17 protein-coding genes are annotated in these 18384 nt (G+C 49.8%); 7 read left to right on the top strand and 10 right to left on the bottom strand.

The features are described from left to right. Positions 1-595 precede the first annotated feature (595 nt). Together B0I18_RS11155 and B0I18_RS11150 are read right to left on the bottom strand one after the other, a co-directional pair. The gene (locus B0I18_RS11155) at positions 596-2011 is read right to left on the bottom strand and encodes a type III PLP-dependent enzyme domain-containing protein (protein ID WP_106522788.1); all 1416 of its coding nucleotides are present in this window, start codon (positions 2009-2011) and stop codon (positions 596-598) included. Between the two features lie 194 nt (positions 2012-2205). Further along, entirely contained in the window at positions 2206-2742 is a 537-nt protein-coding gene (locus B0I18_RS11150; RefSeq protein ID WP_106522787.1) for an OmpA family protein, read from the bottom strand. Between the two features lie 150 nt (positions 2743-2892). Between B0I18_RS11150 and B0I18_RS11145 the strand changes: the two genes are divergently transcribed. The 5 genes from B0I18_RS11145 (at position 2893) to B0I18_RS11125 (ending at position 6937) form a co-directional block, all read left to right on the top strand. After that, entirely contained in the window at positions 2893-3807 is a 915-nt protein-coding gene (locus B0I18_RS11145) for a DMT family transporter (protein WP_106522786.1), read from the top strand. A 410-nt stretch (positions 3808-4217) separates the two neighbouring features. Then, a complete protein-coding gene (locus B0I18_RS11140) occupies positions 4218-4685 on the top strand; it encodes a hypothetical protein (RefSeq protein ID WP_106522785.1) in 468 nt (155 codons plus the stop codon). Positions 4686-4788: 103 nt separating this feature from the next. Further along, positions 4789-5415, top strand: coding sequence for a hypothetical protein (locus B0I18_RS11135; protein WP_106522784.1), 627 nt, complete (start codon positions 4789-4791; stop codon positions 5413-5415). Positions 5416-5466: 51 nt separating this feature from the next. Next, positions 5467-6252 (top strand): sensor histidine kinase, encoded by a 786-nt coding sequence (locus B0I18_RS11130; protein ID WP_106522783.1) that lies wholly within the window; start codon positions 5467-5469, stop codon positions 6250-6252. A gap of 37 nt (positions 6253-6289) precedes the next feature. Then, positions 6290-6937: a response regulator transcription factor gene (locus B0I18_RS11125; RefSeq protein WP_106522782.1), complete on the top strand. Its 648-nt coding sequence runs from the start codon at positions 6290-6292 to the stop codon at positions 6935-6937. 74 nt (positions 6938-7011) lie between these two features. Here the strand turns inward: B0I18_RS11125 and topA are convergent, their stop codons facing one another. The 3 genes from topA to B0I18_RS11110 form a co-directional block, all read right to left on the bottom strand. Beyond that, positions 7012-9636 carry a type I DNA topoisomerase gene (topA, locus tag B0I18_RS11120; RefSeq protein ID WP_106522781.1) on the bottom strand — a complete coding sequence of 875 codons (2625 nt, stop codon included), beginning with the start codon at positions 9634-9636 and terminating at the stop codon, positions 7012-7014. A gap of 147 nt (positions 9637-9783) precedes the next feature. Further along, positions 9784-11226, bottom strand: coding sequence for an oligosaccharide flippase family protein (locus tag B0I18_RS11115; RefSeq protein ID WP_106522780.1), 1443 nt, complete (start codon positions 11224-11226; stop codon positions 9784-9786). A 132-nt stretch (positions 11227-11358) separates the two neighbouring features. Next, positions 11359-12339: a bifunctional phosphoglucose/phosphomannose isomerase gene (locus tag B0I18_RS11110; protein ID WP_106522779.1), complete on the bottom strand. Its 981-nt coding sequence runs from the start codon at positions 12337-12339 to the stop codon at positions 11359-11361. Between the two features lie 22 nt (positions 12340-12361). Between B0I18_RS11110 and B0I18_RS11105 the strand changes: the two genes are divergently transcribed. After that, entirely contained in the window at positions 12362-12718 is a 357-nt protein-coding gene (locus B0I18_RS11105; protein ID WP_106522778.1) for a YraN family protein, read from the top strand. Here B0I18_RS11105 and B0I18_RS11100 read toward each other — a convergent pair. The 3 genes from B0I18_RS11100 to B0I18_RS11090 form a co-directional block, all read right to left on the bottom strand. After that, a complete protein-coding gene (locus B0I18_RS11100; RefSeq protein WP_181358428.1) occupies positions 12715-13380 on the bottom strand; it encodes a phosphatase PAP2 family protein in 666 nt (221 codons plus the stop codon). The two genes, B0I18_RS11105 and B0I18_RS11100, sit on opposite strands and share 4 nt — an antisense overlap. Before the next feature lie 47 nt (positions 13381-13427). Further along, positions 13428-14906, bottom strand: a complete 1479-nt coding sequence (locus B0I18_RS11095) for an LptF/LptG family permease (RefSeq protein ID WP_106522776.1) — start codon at positions 14904-14906, stop codon at positions 13428-13430. Between the two features lie 135 nt (positions 14907-15041). Next, positions 15042-15407 (bottom strand): START-like domain-containing protein, encoded by a 366-nt coding sequence (locus tag B0I18_RS11090; RefSeq protein WP_281257991.1) that lies wholly within the window; start codon positions 15405-15407, stop codon positions 15042-15044. A 286-nt stretch (positions 15408-15693) separates the two neighbouring features. Here B0I18_RS11090 and B0I18_RS11085 point away from each other — a divergent pair, with 286 nt between their 5' ends. Then, on the top strand, positions 15694-16560 hold the full coding sequence (locus B0I18_RS11085; protein ID WP_106522983.1) for a sigma-70 family RNA polymerase sigma factor: 867 nt from the start codon (positions 15694-15696) through the stop codon (positions 16558-16560). Positions 16561-16718: 158 nt separating this feature from the next. Here B0I18_RS11085 and B0I18_RS11080 read toward each other — a convergent pair whose 3' ends face one another. Together B0I18_RS11080 and B0I18_RS11075 are read right to left on the bottom strand one after the other, a co-directional pair. Further along, complete coding sequence (locus tag B0I18_RS11080) at positions 16719-17387, bottom strand: spermidine synthase (RefSeq protein ID WP_106522774.1); 669 nt, start codon at positions 17385-17387, stop codon at positions 16719-16721. A gap of 30 nt (positions 17388-17417) precedes the next feature. Next, positions 17418-18227: a M48 family metallopeptidase gene (locus B0I18_RS11075; protein WP_106522773.1), complete on the bottom strand. Its 810-nt coding sequence runs from the start codon at positions 18225-18227 to the stop codon at positions 17418-17420. Positions 18228-18384 lie beyond the last annotated feature (157 nt).

Below are 18384 nucleotides of genomic sequence, written 5' to 3'. Positions count from 1 at the left end.
TAAGCTTAATTAATACAATACATTATGCCTTGACACTGATCCGGCAGGATACGCAAAACGGCCATGGGTAAAGGTTTTAGCATCCGCCAGGATCAGAGCAGACAAAGCAAGTTAAGGGAGGTGATGAAATGTGCAAGGTCCTTTGCAGGATGTATCGCGGGGAAGAGCGCTTTTTAGCGACACTTCCGATCAGGCAAAAAAACAAAGAAGCATATTGTGCCCGACGAAGCGATTCGTTGATGCTGTTCCTATTTTTTTCTCGGCCGCGGCACTGCGGGAAAAAATGAAATTCACGGGATTACATTCGCCTGCCAGGGCCTGGTATTGTAGTCTATTTATCTATCCCGGAGAGTTTAAGCGCTCCCTATTTATTTCCCTCGAATAAAATAACACAAGCACACAGCTGCAGGCTCTATTTTTTATACCCCCGGAAATTCCGCCTGATCCTGAAACAAGTTGCTTTTGATACCATGCGGCTGGCAGGACAGTAAGCCGCTCAAACCTATTCAGAACTCAAAATCCATGATCAAAAAAAGCCGGATCGCTGTAGCGATCCGGCTTTTGAAGCTTTCTTTTATCAGGAACGGTAAACGGGTTACCGGATATATCCGAGAATTTTCAGCATGCTCTGCGGCGTCTGTTCTTTGGCATACAACCAGTCTTCCAGCTGACCTTCTTTATTGTACTCTACAACCACGTGTTTGGGCGAAGGGATCATGCAATGTTTGATACCTCCGTAACCGGCCAGTTGGTCCTGGTAGGCGCCGGTATGGAAGAAGCCGATGTACAACGGTTCATCATTCTTATCCCGGGTCGAAGCCTTGGGCAGGAACACCGCGTTGATATGTTCTTCGGAGGTATAGAAGTCGTGGCTATCGCAGGTAAGTCCGCCCAGGTGCACTTCCTGGTACTCTTCGTCCCAACGGTTAATAGGCAGCATCAGGAATTTCTCCCCGATACCCCAGGTATCCGGCAGGGTGGTAATAAACGAACTGTCGATCATATACCAGATCTCCCTGTCGTTCTGCATTTTTTCGTCCAGCACACTGTATACTACCGCGCCGGCCTCGCCTACGGTAAAGGAGCCGAATTCGGTATAGATATCGGGCATGGGCACTTTGTTGGCCTTACAAACCCTTTTGATCGTAGATACGATCTCGTTGGCCATGTATTGGTAGTCGTATTCGAAACCCAGCGAATGCTTGATCGGGAAACCGCCGCCGATATTGACGCTGTCCAGTTCGGGACAGATCTTTTTCAGCTGGCAGTACAGGTTAATCACTTTGTTCAGCTCGCTCCAGTAGTATACATCGTCCTTGATGCCTTTATTCATAAAGAAGTGCAGCATCTTCAGGTTGAACTTGGTATTGCCTTTGATCTTATCGACATAGAATTCGAGGATATCGCGGCTGCGGATACCAAGGCGCGAGGTATAGAAGTCGAAGGTCGGCTCTTCCTCTGCTGCAATACGAAGACCGATGTTTACCGGGTCTTTGGCACGGATCAGTTTTTTATAATCTTCAAACTCGTTTTTATTATCGAGGATCGGGATTACATTTTTAAAACCATCGTTGATCAGGCGGGCAATATTGCGGGTATATGGTTTGGTCTTAAAACCGTTGCAGATAATAAAGGTTTCTTTATTGATCTTCCTGCGTTTGTACAGCTGCTTGACGATCTCGATATCGTAGGCAAAAGAGGTCTCCAGGTGCACACCATGTTTGAGGGTCTCCTCTACGATAAAGGAAAAATGGGAACTTTTGGTGCAATAGCAATAGTAGTAGTTGCCATCGTAACGGTGCTTTTTGATCGCATCGTTAAACATCTTTTTAGCTTTATTTACCTGCTGGCCTATCTTGGGCAGATAAGTCAGTTTAAACGGAGTCCCGTATTTGTCAATAAGCCTTTTGATATCCACTCCGTTGAAGCGAAGATAGTTGTCTTCAACGTTAAAACCTTCCTGGGGGAAGTGAAAAGTCTGATCAACCAGACCACTGTAGGTGTTATTCATTTACAAACACAGTAAAGGAAATGAATTGAATATTGTGGTTCGTTAAGACTGCAAATGTAATGCAGTTTGTAATAAATTGATGAAAACTTTTAGCCCCCCTGAAAATAAAATGACACAAATATAACATTACCTATATGTCCTAAAAAAGACATGGACCGCAAGCGGTCCATGTCTGCCCGGGAATGCCGGATCTTTTATTTTTTATCGCCACCTTTTTCGCCCTGGTAGTCGTACAGGATCACGTATTCCACCCGGCGGTTCTGCTTACGGCCCTCTTCGGTATTGTTGTCGGCTACAGGATCTTTAGCGCCCAGGCCCCAGGTAAAGATACGGCCATCCTTAACCCCGTTGTCGACCAGTACCTGCTTCGCACTCTGTGCCCGCTTGTTGGAGAGGTCGACATTAAAGGCATCGGTACCGGTCTTATCGGTAAAGCCGGTAACCAGTACGCTGGTCCTCGGGTATTTATTGATCACACCCGACATCTTTTTCAGGATCGGGAAGTAGTCTTTGTTGAGTTCGGCGGAATTGATCCGGAATAAAACAGCTTCAGGCAATACCACTTTTACTTTTTCCCCTTCCATCGTCACCTGGGCTTCTGCCATCTCTTTTTTCAGGGTATTATAAGTATCCAGAAGGTCGTTGTGCTGCTTGGCCAGCTTTTTGGTCTTGCTGCAAGAGGCAGCCCCTAATGCGAGTACCGATAAGGCGAGTACGAGGAATTTTCTCATGATTGTTGCTTTTTAAGTTGTTTGGAATACACTAAGCCAAAAACCGTGCCACAGCATGGGGATCGGCGAAAATATTTTTACCGCGAAAATAAAACCTTCGGTACTTTCGCAGTCATTTTCTGGCAAATATAATCTATAAAAAACAGCCGCATGAAAAAGGCTTTTCTCCAGATCCACCTGGCAGTGCTGCTCTGGGGATTTACGGGTGTACTGGGCAAAGCGATCTCGCTTTCGGCCCCGGTACTGGTATGGTACCGCATGCTGATCACCGCCCTCATCATTGGCGGCATCATTACCTGGCGTAAGGAATGGCTACCGGTAAAACGGGCCGACTTCCGCAAAATAATCGGCATCGGCATCATGTACGCAGTCCATTGGGTAGCCTTTTATGCTTCTATCAAATACGCCAATGCCTCTATCGCTATGGTGTGCCTGGCCACCGCCAGTGTATTTACGGCCCTGCTCGACCCCTTGCTCAACAAGGGCCGGTTCCGCACGGTCGAGATCCTTTTGAGTTTTGTAGCGGTAGGCGGTGTATACTGTATTTATGCCCTGCAGCCACACCATACCGGCACGGCCAACCAGATGGCCGACTTCCAGCTGGGCATAGCCCTGGGTGTGATCGCATCTATCATCAGCGCTATATTTACAGTGCTCAACAAGCCGCTGGCCGAGCGCTACCCTGCCCGCAACCTGGTATTTTACGAGATGACCACCGGCCTGGTATTCCTGAGCCTGCTGGCGCCCTTTTACCTGGCGCAGCACCCGGCCGAAGCCTTGCTGCCCCGCGAATGGGATTATCTGTGGATCTTCCTGCTGAGTTATTGCTGTACGGTATGGGGCCAGTCGCTGGCCATGAGCGCGCTCAAAAGCCTGTCTGCATTTACCATTACCTTATCGGTAAACCTCGAACCGGTGTACGGGGTTATCCTGGCTTTCCTTATCTTCCAGGAAAACAACCAGCTGGGCCTGGGCTTTTACCTGGGCATGGCGCTTATCTTTATCTCGCTTATGATCCAGGTAGGCCTTATTGTTTGGAAGGGACGCCGTAAGGCAGGGGTATAAAAAAAAGAAAGTTTACTGGTTTGGGAGTACAGTAAACTTTCGAGAAATGGGCCGGTGCAGACTCCGGGCATTTCCAACCAATTGTTTTCGGTGCATTGGTTGTTTGTTGCAGGCCGTGCGGTGACAGATTCAGCTACAAAAGTCCCGACGGGGGTACCCCGCAACATGGTATATAGGGGGGTAAGTTTAATTCATGGTTCCTGGTGTTTACCGGGGCAACAATCATTTCGTTCCCGATTGATGATGCAAAAATACAGCGCCCCGCAAGCCTGTACAAGAGTAAAACTCCGGAATTCAAACAGGGGAAATTTCCCCTGCCTTCCCGAGGGAAACTACTGTTCTGTAGGCCGTTATAAAATTCTACCTTTGCAGGCAGATCCCCTCCTTAATAAATTTAAAATCCATTGAACATGGCATTAACGTTAGCTCAGGTCGCCCAGATACTGACCACCATCCAACCGGTTGTAGATAACTCCGTGTATAACGAAGTGAAGCTGTTACTCAATAATGCAATGGCGGAAAGCCCGTCGCCCGGCGAAACCTACGATAACATCAGGCAATACTCGATAAACCTGCGGGAAACCCTGGTGGCCAACGCTTCCGGCATTTGTCACGACGATCCCAATGATGACAACATGGCGATCTTTATGGACAGGAGCCGCGTGCAGCGTTTGCTGAACAAGGTGCCCACCGACGGCTATATCGCGGCACTGCCCGGTATCCATACCGTGGAAGGCATTCAGAAACTGACGGTATCCCTGCTGGCTTCAGACAATAGCTTCCAGATACTCGACCTGCATTGCAACGGACAGCTGCATGGCGAAGAAACCTGGAAAAATACCAGGACCTTCGGCGATTTAGATACCGTGCTCCGTTAAGCAATTACCGTACCTATATTCCCGTGCTCCCTGCCGGAGCCCCGGCCCGGGCAAGGAGCGCGCCGGAATATACCCTACAGCCATTACCCCTAATACACCGACAATGTCGCTCTGGTATTTATACATTTTATTACTCTGTGGTAACATTGCCGTGGGGATCATCAGGAGGAAGCATCTGGGCCCGGCGCTCAAAGTGATGCTCGGCATCATCATCACCGTACTGGTAACCGAGGTAACCAAAAGACAACTTAAGGCGCCCTATATCGCACTGGTAGACCATCTCTACTTTATAGGCGAACTGCTGCTCCTGCTGGTCTACTATCATGTATTGCTGGCCCGTAACAAGCGAAAGCTGCTGTATGCCGGCCTCGTTTTTTTTCTTACCGCCGTATTTGTGCTTTCCCTGGCCACCCCCGGGTATCTCTGGCAAAACAATTACATCGATTTTGTATTCCTTGCGGTATGCGTATCGGTGTGGAGTGGTTGTTTCTTTTACGAGCTGCTGCAAAAACCGATACAGCATTCGTTGAAATCTGACGGTAACTTCTGGATCAACTGCAGTAATTTCCTGTACTATCCCGGCACGGTACTCTTATTTGGGTACAGCGCCTATATCGAACACGTTAACCCGGCCTTTTCCCATAGCCTCAATATCATGAGCAATATGATGAACCTGGTCCTGTACCTGCTCTACCTGGTGGCATTTGCCATTGCCAGAAAGCAGTACTAAGTTTGCACCAGGCTGGGCCTACAGCATTCAACCGATTTAATATAACTTATCGTGCCGCAGCAAACCAACGAAATATTAGTCACGATCCTGGGAGGCACTGCCATCCTGCTTTTCTTTGCGCTCACGCTCATCTTCCTGATTGTTCTTTACCGTAAAAAACAAAGGGAGTATTACGATCAGCGCCTGAAACTGGAAGAAGAATTCCGGCAGGAACTGCTCCAGGCGCAGCTCGAAGCCCAGGAGTCTACCTTTCACTCCCTGTCGCAGGAGCTGCACGACAATATCGGGCAGGTACTGAGCCTGGCCAAACTCAACATCTCCCTGATCGCCATGAACGACCAGGAGCCGATACGGGAGCATGTTACCCAAACCAAAGAACTGCTGAATACTGCGATCAACGACCTCCGCGATATTTCCAAAACGCTGAATACCGATTACGTAAAGGAAAAGAACCTGGAAGAATCTATACTGCGGGAGCTGGATATGTTGAAACGCACGCGTAAATTTGAAACTGATTTCGAGACCCGGGGCACGGCATTTACCATCAGCCCCGAACGCCGGCTGATCCTGTACCGCATGATACAGGAATGCCTGAACAATACCGTAAAACATGCCGGGGCCACACATGTAGCCATAAAAATGGACTATACCGATACCGCCTTAAATATAAGCGTACGCGATAACGGCAACGGTTTCGACATGCAGCAAACCGGCAAAGGAGTAGGCATATTGAATATGGAGCATCGCAGCAAACTGATCGGCTGCACCCTCTCGATAACCAGTACACCGGGCAAAGGCACGCAGATCGGCATTACCGTAAACAGCGGCGACCAGTAACCGGCTTTTATCTTTTTTACTTTAATCATTATCCACCATGATCACTGTTGCCCTGATCGACGATCATAAATTACTGCGGAACGGGCTGTCGAGCTTTATCCGCAACAACCCCGACTTCGACGTGCTGTTCGAGGCGGATAACGGTATCGATATGCAGCAACAGCTCGAGAAGCATCCGCTGCCCAATGTGATCCTTATGGATATCAATATGCCGCTGATGGACGGCTACAGCGCCACCCAATGGCTGTTCCAGAACCACAAGCAGGTAAAGGTGATTGCCCTGTCGATGTACGACAGCGAAGAGTGTATTATCCGTATGTTGCGTTGCGGCGCCCGGGGTTATATCCTTAAAGATGCCGAGCCCTCGGAACTGCTGCGGGCAATGCACGAAGTGCAAAGGCACGGCTTCTACTACTCGCCCATGGTATCGCAGCACCTGATCCATATTATCAACAATACGGAAACAGACCCCAGGCTGGTGCCCGCCAAACTGCTATCGGAGCGGGAAATGGAGCTGCTGCACCTGATGGCCAGCGAGATGACGTATAAGGAGATTGCCGATAAAATGTTCCTCAGTCCTAAAACGGTGGAAGGATACCGCGAAAAGATCTGTGAGAAGCTGCAGGTCAAAACCCGCGTGGGACTGGTAATGTATGCCATCCGCAACGGGATCGTAAAACTATAAACCAACGCTGACGATATATATAAGCAAGAAAGCCTGCAACGCTGTGTTGCAGGCTTTCTTTATACGGTATCCTGTTATTTTTTCTTGGCAGCCTCTTTCTTGGGCGCGGCTTTTTTAGAAGCGGCTTTTTTGACAGTGGCGGTCTTTTTAAGCGCCACGCCTTTCTTAGCCGGTGCTTTTTTAGCCGCTGCCTTTTTCGTTTTCTTTTCGAATGCCGTCGGGTCTATGGCTACGATCATCTGCTTTACTTCTTCCAGGCCAATACCGGCCAGGTCTTCGGCGGTATACTTTTCGCCATCGGCCCTGCGACCCAGCTTCAGCATCTGTTTGCCAAACCGGATAAAGGGGCCCCAACGGCCGTTTTCGATCGCGATCTTCTCTTCGGGCCATTGCTGGATAAAGCGATTGGCTTCTTTCTCCAGTTTTTTACTTACCAGCTCGTCGACATCGCTTTGTTTCAGGTTATCGAAATCGTAAGCCCGGGGTATATTGATAAAGAGGTCTTCCCATTTGATAAAAGGACCGAAACGGCCTTTGCCCTTGCTTACCGGCTTACCGTCGTAGTAACCGATCGGCGCATCGGCCTCCTGTTTTTCCCGGATCAGTTCCAGGGCACGGTCCATATCTACAGTAAGCGGGTCTTCGGTGCGGGGTATGGAGATAAATTGTTCGCCCCATTTTACATAAGGACCAAAGCGGCCGGCACCTACACTCACTTCCTTGTCTTCGAAGTCGCCGAGGGTAAAGGGCAGCTTAAAGAGGTCCAGCGCTTCTTCAAGCGTAATGGTCTCGATACTCTGCGTTGACTTGATCGTAGCGAAGCGGGGTTTATCCTCGTCTTCGGCGCTGCCGATCTGTACCATCGGGCCAAAGCGGCCCAGGCGGGCCACTACGGGCTTACCGCTTTCCGGGTCGGGACCCAGTACGCGTTCGCCTTTAACCCGCTCAGCATTTTCCATAGTTTCTTCCACCGTTTTATGGAAGGGTTCGTAGAAATTGCCGATCATATTATTCCACACTTTTTTGCCCGCTGCGATCTGGTCGAATTCGTTTTCGATATTGGCCGTAAAGCCATAATCCATGATCTGGGTAAAGTGTTCGTTGAGGAAGTCGGTAACCACCATACCGAGATCGGTAGGGAACAATTTGCCTTTTTCGGCGCCGGTATTTTCGGTAGATTGTACTTCGGTAATTTCGTTGTTGCGCAGGCGAAGCACCTGGAAGTTGCGCTGTACGCCTTCGCGGTCCTTACGCTCTACATAGTTACGCTGCTGTACCGTACTGATGGTTGGTGCGTAGGTAGACGGGCGGCCGATACCCAGTTCTTCCAACTTCTTAACCAGCGAAGCCTCCGTATAACGGGGAGCCGGGCGGCTAAAGCGTTCTGTGGTTTTCAGCTCTACCAGCGGCAGGGCCTGGCCTGCAACCAGCGGCGGCAGCATACCGGTGTTCTCGTCTTCATCCTCATCGTCCTTACTCTCGATATATACTTTAAGGAAGCCTTCAAATTTCAGCACTTCGCCGGTAGCGGTCAGTTTATCGTTTACGGTAGAAATACCGATTCGGGCTACTGTTTTTTCCAGTTGCGCATCGGCCATCTGCGAGGCCAGGGTACGCTTCCAGATCAGTTCGTACAGGCGTTGCCCGTCGACATCGCCGATATTGCTTACTGCCATATCGGTAGGCCTGATGGCCTCGTGCGCCTCCTGGGCCGACTGGTTCTTGTTCTGGAACTGGCGACGCTGGTAATAAGGCTCGCCAAACTGGCGGCGGATCACTTCGGCAGCGTTTTCGAGCGCAGTCACCGACAGGTTTACCGAGTCGGTACGCATATAGGTAATATGACCATTTTCGTAAAGGGTTTGCGCCACACGCATGGTGCGCGATACCGACATACCCAGTTTACGGCTGGCCTCCTGCTGCAGGGTAGAAGTGGTAAAAGGCGCTGCCGGCGAGCGTTTGCCGGGTTTAACCTGTACATCTTCTACCTTAAAGCTGGCTTGTACGCATTTTTCGAGAAAGGTCCTGGCGGTCTTATTATCTGCAAAACGCGCGCCTTCGGCTTTGAAGTTCACCTTACGGCCGTTGATATCATTGGCTTCAAAAGTAGCCTCGGTCCGGTAGTCGCTGGTGGCCTTAAACTGGTTGATCTCTCTTTCGCGTTCTACGATAAGGCGTACCGCTACCGATTGCACACGGCCGGCGCTCAGGCTGCTGCCACCGCTCAGTTTGCGCCACAGTACGGGCGATATTTCGAAACCCACCAGGCGATCCAGTACCCGGCGCGCCTGTTGCGCATTAACCAGGTTCATATCGACCAGCCGCGGATTGGTTACAGCGGCCTGTATGGCAGGTTTGGTAATTTCGTGGAAAACAATACGTTTTGTCTGGGCGGGGTTCAGGCCCAGCACTTCGCAAAGGTGCCAGCTTATCGCTTCCCCTTCGCGGTCCTCATCCGTTGCCAGCCATACTTCGTTGGCCGCTTTCGCTTTAGCCCTCAGTTCTGCAACCACTTTCTTCTTGTCATCTGATACACTATATCTTGGCGTAAATCCGTGTTCTATATCAATACCCATCCCCTCTTTGTCGAGATCACGGATATGTCCGAAACTTGATTTCACTTCAAAATCCTTACCCAGAATCTTTTCAATGGTTTTTGCCTTGGCAGGCGACTCCACAATTAATAGGTTCTTAGCCATGTTATGCTCCTGCAGACCGGCACCCGGCGCCGCAGTAATTTGTATTTAAAAAATATAAAAATCCGGGAAAATCAAAATTCCCGTTTTTTTTCCAGACGATGCAAGATTACGGTATTATTTGGAAAAATGTCTTATTGCAATAAAATATCATCTCTTGACCAGCATTTCCGCAATCTTCTTAAACGGCACAAAACCGCACAACAGCATAGCCAGTCCGCCGCCCGCAGCGATCAGCAGCAGCTGCAAGAGCAGGTGCGCCTGCAACCGCATGACCCCCATACCCGCAGCCACGACCAGCACGGTAAATAACAGGTACTGCCCCAGCCATTTATAGTTGCGCGGTAATTGCATTAACCTGCGGGCGCAGCCGATATTGATCAACGACAGGAACAATTGCGTAACGCAACAGCTCAGGGCTGCAGCCCAGGCACCGTACCGGGGTATCAATGCAAAATTCATGCCGAGGTTGATCACTACCGCTATTACCGAATTGATGGTGAGCAAGCGTATATTGCCGTTAGCCACCAGTAAGGTAGAATAAATATACCCGATACAAAAACCGGGATAGGCCAGCATCAGCAACGCGAATACCTGCCCGTCGTAATCCGTGGCCTCATGGTAATTCGCCTTCATAATGGCCGGTCCTAACAGGAACGCAGCAACTACGGCAGTTATTGCCACAGGCAACAGCAGGTTTACCGTAAGCCGCAGCAGGGGCTGTACGGGCTCCTGCTGGGCCAGCATACGGCCAAATATAGGCAGCAGCATACCGGCAAACAGCACTCCGGTTATATTATTGGCCACATCCAGGAAGCGGTAGGCTGCCGCATATACACCGGCCTGGTATTTCCCATCAGGCAGCAGCCGCTCGATAATAGCCATATCGGCCCGCAGGTAAATGGCCATCAGGAAAATGAGCAAGGCGTAAGGACCGCTCTTTTTACAAATGGCCCAGACCTTGCGCAGGTCGTAATGCCGCCAGCTGATGGGACTGAGGCGGGTACAGATAACCAGCGCGATTACCGATGTGGTGAGATAGGCCGCGATCTGCGCATACACGAACCATTCGATCCGGAACCGGCCCGAAAAATACGGATGGAACAACAGCAGGGAACAAATACCGATCATAAAAAAACGGTCGGCGACCGAGAGCAGGCTATCCGTCTTGAACTTATGCAGGGCCGACACATTACTGCGCAGGTACAACAGGAAGGAGGTAAGCACCTGTACGATACCCAGCAGGAACAACAGCAGGAGCACCTGCCCGCGATAACCCATAACCAGGCCCAGCCCCATAACCAGCAGCAGGTACGCTACCGAAAGCATGAGCTTGGCCACCATAATATTGGGCAACATGCTTTGCAGCGTGCGGGGCGACTGCGCTACCGTACGGCTGTTGTAACTCTGCAAGCCGAAGTCGAGCAATACCTGAAAAATAACGGTAAAGTTAAACAGGGCGCCGTATTGCCCATAGATCTCATGCCCTACCGCATTCTGCACATTACGGTCGATCGCAAAGATCCACAGCGGCTTTACGATAAGGTTGATGAGAATAAGAAAGAAAACATTCTGTACAAAAAAACGGCGCAAGGGAACTTATTTTATAGATACCAGCACAAATTTCCGGCTTTCGGTGCTAATAACGATGTAAAAAATGGACAAGAAAAATCCCGGTACCTGAAGCAACCGGGATTTAAAAATCTGTTACCGGGTAACCCTGTCCTACCGGAGCAGTTCCCCCTTTAAAAAGTCGATCGCGGCTACCTCGTTGGCATCTACATGATGGTCTACCGCGAGGTACCAGGACAACCAATCGCCGATGTACACCAGGTACAGCGCCTGCTCCAGGTAGCTGCTGCCTTTCGACCAGATCTCGTAAACCTGGCTGGTACACTTGCGGATCATTTTTTTATTGATCTCCATGCGCATCTGCACCCTTTCGTAATCATTCTCATTACGCAGGAATACCACTACGCAATCGTCCCGTTTGTCTTTCCAGCCTACAATTTCGTTGTGGTTCATTTCCGGAACGATATTGTGCCAGCACAGCATCTTGGCATTTTCGTTGATCTGCTGGCGCCAGCGCACGGCCACGCCTTCCATATGCGCGTCGACATACAGGATGGGCAATTTGCCATTCATTTTGCGGGCCATTTTTTTGGCCTGGTCCTTAATGGCTTTTTCGTTGTCGTCCAGCAGGCCTATGGTTTTCTTCAGGTCTTTTTCAAAGCTCTTGTTGATCAGGCCATAACGGTTCAGGATGTATAAGGCCTGTACAAAAGAGTAGCAAAGACAGGCCCGTGGCGGCATACCCGGCGGGATAATAATGCAGTCCAGCTTTTTACGGCCGGCCTCGCGGGCAATGGTGCCACCGGAGGTAATACATACCACCGTTGCTTTTTTGCGTACCGCTTCTTTAAAGGCCTGTATGGTCTCTTCGGTATTACCCGAATAGGAAGATATGATCACCAGCGAGTGTTCGTTGACAAAGGCCGGCAGGAAATAATTTTTATTGACAATTACCGGTACTTTTATATTACCGGATGTATAATTTTGGACAATGCTTGCGCCTATACCACTACCGCCCAGGCCGGAGATTACCACATGCTGAACAGGTTTCGCTTCATGTTGAAAATTAAAGGAAGCCCCTATCTGTAACGCTTCCCTCAACTGTGCGGTAAATGAAGCAATTAATTTGTCCATCGGTCTAAATTAAAGTTAAAAATTGAGCAAACATAATGAATTAGGGAAGAACGGTGAAATATTGGCCTGTCAATTTTTAATTAATAAGGGCCATACCATAATCGCTACAAACTACCGTTCGGGCCATAGGGAAATCGACATTATTTCGCTGGACGGCGCCATACTGGTGTTTTCGGAAATAAAAGCCCGCAGCGGTTACCAATTCGGCTTTCCCGAAGAAGCGGTACATTACCGCAAGCAGCAACACCTGAAAGAGGCCGCCATGGCTTACCTCGAAGCTAACGACAGCGAACAGCCCATCCGCTTCGATGTGATCGCGATTTTAATAAAAGCCGGCAAAGCCGCAGAGATCGTTCATTTCGAAGATGCCTTTTATTAAAGCACCCCCTGCTGCCTGCGCATACGGAAGGGATCGACCAGCCAGAACGACAAGGCACAGCAAAAGGTACCCAACAGGCTGCCTGCATATACATCGGCATAGAAATGCTGGGAGAGATAAATGCGGGAATAACCGATAGACAGGGCAATACCAAAGAACACGATACCCCAGGGCGCATAACGGCGTGGCAGGATCAGCGACAGGAAACAGAACAGGCCGAATGCGCCTTCGCTATGTCCCGAGGGAAAACTGTAATTATAGTTTTCGGGCTGGCCGGCCACCCGGTTGATCCAGCTGGCATTGTCGAAATACAATAAAGGACGGGGGGCATTGACCAGGCCTTTAATAGCCTGCACCACCAGGAAAGGCGTAATATTACACAGCAGCATAGCCAGCGCAAAACGCCCGTTGCGGAAGCGTTTGAAGAGGAACAGCAGGAACAATACCGGGATGATAAAGGTGGCCTCGCCCATATGGGTAACATATGGCAGCACCGTATCGAGCAGCGGGGTATGCTGCCCGTTGATGGCGCGGTAGATACTGCGCTCCTGCTCGAGCGCCAGCAATACACCGCCGGCCAGCAACCATACTACGGCAAACCCGATAAAATAGATACCGCCCTGCAACCGCCCCCGGCGGCTTAGGGAACCTGAAGAAGCCATGCTGTTTTCCATGAGAGATACATACGGCAACGCCGCTTGCTGCGCTATCAACGCTTGGCAGCAGGCGTTTGCTCTTTCTTTTCTTTTACGAATCGCCCTTTGATCTTCGACCACATTCTTACATACCACTCTTTATTAAATACCGGCGAATCGTTGCGCGCCGTAACCATGATCACAAAAGCGATGGGCAATAACACGGCTGTGGCCAGCCACATACCGTACCAGGGCGTTACCGCCCCTTGCTGTGCCAGCTTTTCACCGGTACTCGATATAATAAAGTAGATAATAAAAAACACGATGGCAATAACCACCGGCATGCCCAGGCCACCTTTACGGATAATAGCGCCAAGCGGCGCCCCGATCAGGAACAGGAGCATACAGGCAAAGGAAAGGGTATATTTTTTATGCCAGGCAATCTCGAAACTGTTGATCTTTTCGCTTTGCACCTTGGTATCGGCCGATACGATACCCACCAGGCGCTGCAGGTTGCGCAGGTTGGACTCGGTGGTCTGTACCGTGCGCTGGTGCAGGCTATCAGGCACGATATCGAAGAACGATTGTTTATAAGCAACGGTCCTGCCCTTGTACTGCTCCAGTTGCTGGTACAGCACGCTGTCTTTATGCCGCTTCTGGTAAATGGAAAAATAAGGGTCCAGGTAGCGGTCGATATCGCGGGTAGTGAACTCGCGTTTTTTGTAGAAGCTGTCGATATTGTAGCGCAACTGTCCCACATTCATCATCTCTTCGTTACCCTTAAAGAGTTCTTCTTTGGTACGGGTAAAGGCAAATTTGGAAAGGTCGAACACCTTATACCATTTCCCGAAATTCATGCGGGTCTGGTAATTCATGCCCCTGCTGTTATCCTCTTCGTAACGGCAGCCATTGTGCAGTTCAAAAATAAGGTAGCGGTTATCCGGCGAGGGATACATACGGCCACTGGTGGCGTATACCGCGTTGTTATTACCCTGGCCCGTAGTGTGGTCGTAAATGATCACGTCCTTGATGGTCTGCCCGTCCTTGCCTTTCTTCCCTACCCTGATGGCAAACCCATCGATATCGCGGTTAAAGATACCCTCCTTAATGTCCATGGTCGGCTTCTGGTTACGCATATCGTACAGCAGCGAATAGGATTTAAGATTGGTGACCGGGATGACGTAGTTGTTAAAAAAGAAAGCGAATACCGCGATAAAAGCGATAAAGACGATAAGCGGGCGCATAAAGCGGAACAGGGAAATGCCCGACGATTTGATGGCGACGAGTTCGTAGTTCTCGCCCAGGCTGCCAAAGGTCATAATGGAAGCCAGGAGGATACCCAGCGGCAGGGCAAAGGGAAACAGGGTAGCCGACATGAGGGCCATGAGCTGCACCATAAGCCATACGCCCAGGCCCTTGCCGATCAGCTCGTCCATATACAGCCAGTAGAACTGCATGGTAAACGCGAAGAGCACCACGAAGAACGTAACCACGAAGGGCCCCATAAAACTGCGCAGGATGAGCAGGTCTAATTTTTTTATGCGGATATTCATGAAGGCTGGTCGATATTATAATAGAGGCGGTTGGCGCCGGCTGCAAAAATAAAGCGTATCGTTCAGATACGCTTGTTTTTTTTAACGTGCAGCGCTGCAGCTTATTGCCCGGCGCCGGTATAAATATCGTTAAGATTAGCTGCCGATGCGGTGTTTCAGGTCGCTTACCTGTGTATTCCAGAGTTGCTGCTGGTCTTTTACATCTGTTTTATCGGCAAAATCGGTGATCTGTAAAATCGTTTCGTTGGTAACAGGGCTTTGCATAATCCTGAATTCAAAAAACTCTTCATCGCCGTAATACTCCCAGCGGTAGCGTACAAATTCGTTTTCCTCAAAACCTACGCGCTCTGCTTCATCGGTGGCACTGTTCCAGCTGAAATAGAAAGTATCTTCTTTCTGGTCGACCTTATCTGCAAACCATTCCTGTAAACCATTGGGCGTCGATAAAAATTCATATAAGATAGCTGGAGAACATCTCACCGGATACTCTACTGTGAACATTGCTTTTTTTGACTTCATAGAATGTATTAAATATTGTGAATTCGGTATTGCCGTCCGATACCGGTTGCAATAATATAAAAAGAACCCAATTATCAAAGTTTTTTTTCGGTTTAATTTCTCATTTCTATCAAAGTAGCGCCAAACCCTTGCCCCAAGCATGTTAATATTTATTTAATTTTTTTTGGGTTAAACGTTCTGAATCGTTAGCTTTGCTATATTGTTGTCTAATTGTTAATTGAAATAAAAATCATCCTATTTGTAATTAAAATTTTACACACACATGTCCATGCGTCAATTGAAAATCACGAAATCTATTACCAATAGAGAGAGCCAGTCTTTAGAAAAGTATCTCCAGGAAATTGGTAAAGTTGACCTCATAACCCCCGAAGAGGAAGTGCAATTGGCGGTCCGAATAAAACAGGGCGATCAACACGCCCTGGAAAAACTGACCAATGCCAATTTACGTTTCGTGGTTTCAGTGGCTAAACAATATCAGAACCAGGGTTTATCCCTCAGCGACCTGATCAACGAAGGTAACCTGGGCCTTATCAAAGCAGCACAACGCTTTGACGAAACCAGGGGTTTTAAATTCATTTCGTATGCCGTATGGTGGATCCGCCAATCGATCCTCCAGGCACTCGCCGAACAAAGCCGTATCGTACGCCTGCCGCTCAATAAAGTGGGCCTGACCAATAAGATCAGCAAAGCTTACTCCCTGCTCGAGCAGGAATACGAACGCGAACCCTCCTCCGAAGAGCTGGCCAGCCTGCTGGGCATCGAGCTCGACGAAGTAGAAACCACGCTGGGCGTGGCCGCACGCCATGTAAGCATGGATGCGCCGTTTATCGATGGCGAAGACAATACCCTGCTCGACGTACTGGAAAACGGCAACTCGCTTAAAGCCGACCGCCAGATCGAACATTGCGATTCGCTGCGCCTCGAAGTAGCCCGCTCCTTAAGCACGCTTACCGACCGCCAGCGCGATGTGCTGATGCTGTATTTCGGTATCGGTTCCGAAAACCCCGTATCGCTCGAAGACATCGGCGAGCGCTTCGGCCTGACCCGCGAAAGGGTGCGCCAGATCAAGGATAAAGCCATTACCAAACTGAGAACGACCAACCGTTGTAAGCTGCTGAAGTCTTACCTCGGCTAGTTTTTTCCGTTGTATACAAAAGCGCGGGTCCCCTTATGGAGACCCGCGCTTTTGTATGGTATACGCTTGTGGTTACGGTAATTTTATTGCGCAATAACCAAAGCCTTTATATTTTCCAGTCGGCTATAAACTAGTCCCCAGGGGACTTACAGCCAGCCTTAGCGGCAAATAAGAATGCGGTTCTCGCCCTTTTCCACCACATCCACCACCGAAAAAACCGAACGTATATTTCTCATATAGGCGGCCAGTTCCTTTTCATCGTTGATGATATAGTTCATGATCCAGATGCCGCCCTCAGCAAGCCTTTGCCTGGCATTACGCAAAAACTCGAGCTCGGTAAATACCTCGGGCACCTCGCGGCCCTGGAAGATATCGATACAGACCAGGTCGTACTGTTTTACATCTTCTTTTACAAAACCCGCGGCATTGCAGCAATGGGCGCTAATGTTAACGATACCCTGTGTGGTTAACTGGTCGGTGGCCCAATCCAATATGGTACGGTCTATTTCCACCAGCGAAAAATGCCCCTTGTAGCCGTAGCGGCTGCAGAGGATCTGGGCGATGCTGCCCAGGCCCGTACCGAGTATAAGACAGCTGGAAAGTGTTGCCAGGTGCTGCTTTTCGATATGCTTAAACGCCAGCCGGAAAGGTTCATACCGGTTGCCGTCGGAATACAGCGCATCCTCGGTGGCCAGCTGCCACTGGTTACGGTAGAGGATAAACTCGAGGAAGGTATTTTCGGTGCCATGGCTATACGCCACAGTTACCGGTACGATATAACTGAGGATTCTTTTAAGCGGAGAGACTTTAAAAAAAGGATGCAGCATGCGGCAGTCGTTGAGGAGGTCTTACGGGGCCTAGTTTTTGGTATAGTATTGCATCGCTTTCGGGATCAGCTTTTTGATCTGGTCGATGCGGGTCTGGTCGCCCGGGTGCGTGCTCAGCAACTCCGGTGGCTTACTGCCGCCCAGGGCGGCCATACGTTGCCAGAAGGCTACCGCCTCGTTGGGATCGTAACCCGCCATAGCCATAAAGATAAGCCCCATTTCATCGGCCTCGCTCTCATGCTTGCGGGAATAAGGTAGGATACCCACCACATTGCTGGTAACGCCGTAGGCCGTATTAAACAACTGTTGTGTCTCTGCAGGTTTATTGGCCAGCGCTACCGAAAGCGCCGCTCCGCCGGCCTGTTGCACCAGGCCCTGGCTCATACGCTCGTTGCCGTGGCGGGCAATGGCATGCGCGATCTCGTGCCCCATCACCACGGCCAAGCCGGCCTCGGTTTTCGTTACCGGCAATATACCGGAGTATACTACTACCTTGCCACCCGGCATACACCAGGCATTGGCCTCTTTCGAATTGACCAGGTTAAACTCCCATTTATAACCGTTCAATACACTACTCTGCCCCTTGGAGGCAAAATACCGGTTGATCGCGGCCGCCAGCTTCTCGCCTACCCGCTTTACCTGGGTAGCGTCGCCGGTGCCGTTTACCGGCTTATTGGTGGCCATAAAGCTCGTGTATTGCTGCTGCGACATATTGTTGAGCGTGCCCTCATCCACGAGGTTGAGCGAAGAGCGGCCGGTAACGGGATTGCGGTAGCAGGCCGGCGCCGAAAGTGCAACGGCAGCCAATGCAAGGGTACGGAGCAGGGACAGACTTTTCATCGGTTAGCTTTTACAGGTTAAAATACATTTCTGCGTAATTAGTTCACAGAAAACCTAGCGACAGCCAAATTAATAAAAAATACAGGCTTTGCGGTAGGCAATTAAAAAAGTCTTCCGCAAAACCGCGAAAGACTTTTCTGAATATCGTTTATCCGTA

Source organism: Taibaiella chishuiensis (assembly GCF_003014535.1).
GTDB classification, from domain to species: Bacteria; Bacteroidota; Bacteroidia; order Chitinophagales; family Chitinophagaceae; genus Taibaiella; species Taibaiella chishuiensis.
The sequence above is the reverse complement of the archived record's forward strand: the minus strand, read 5'-3'. Positions and strand labels throughout refer to the sequence as shown.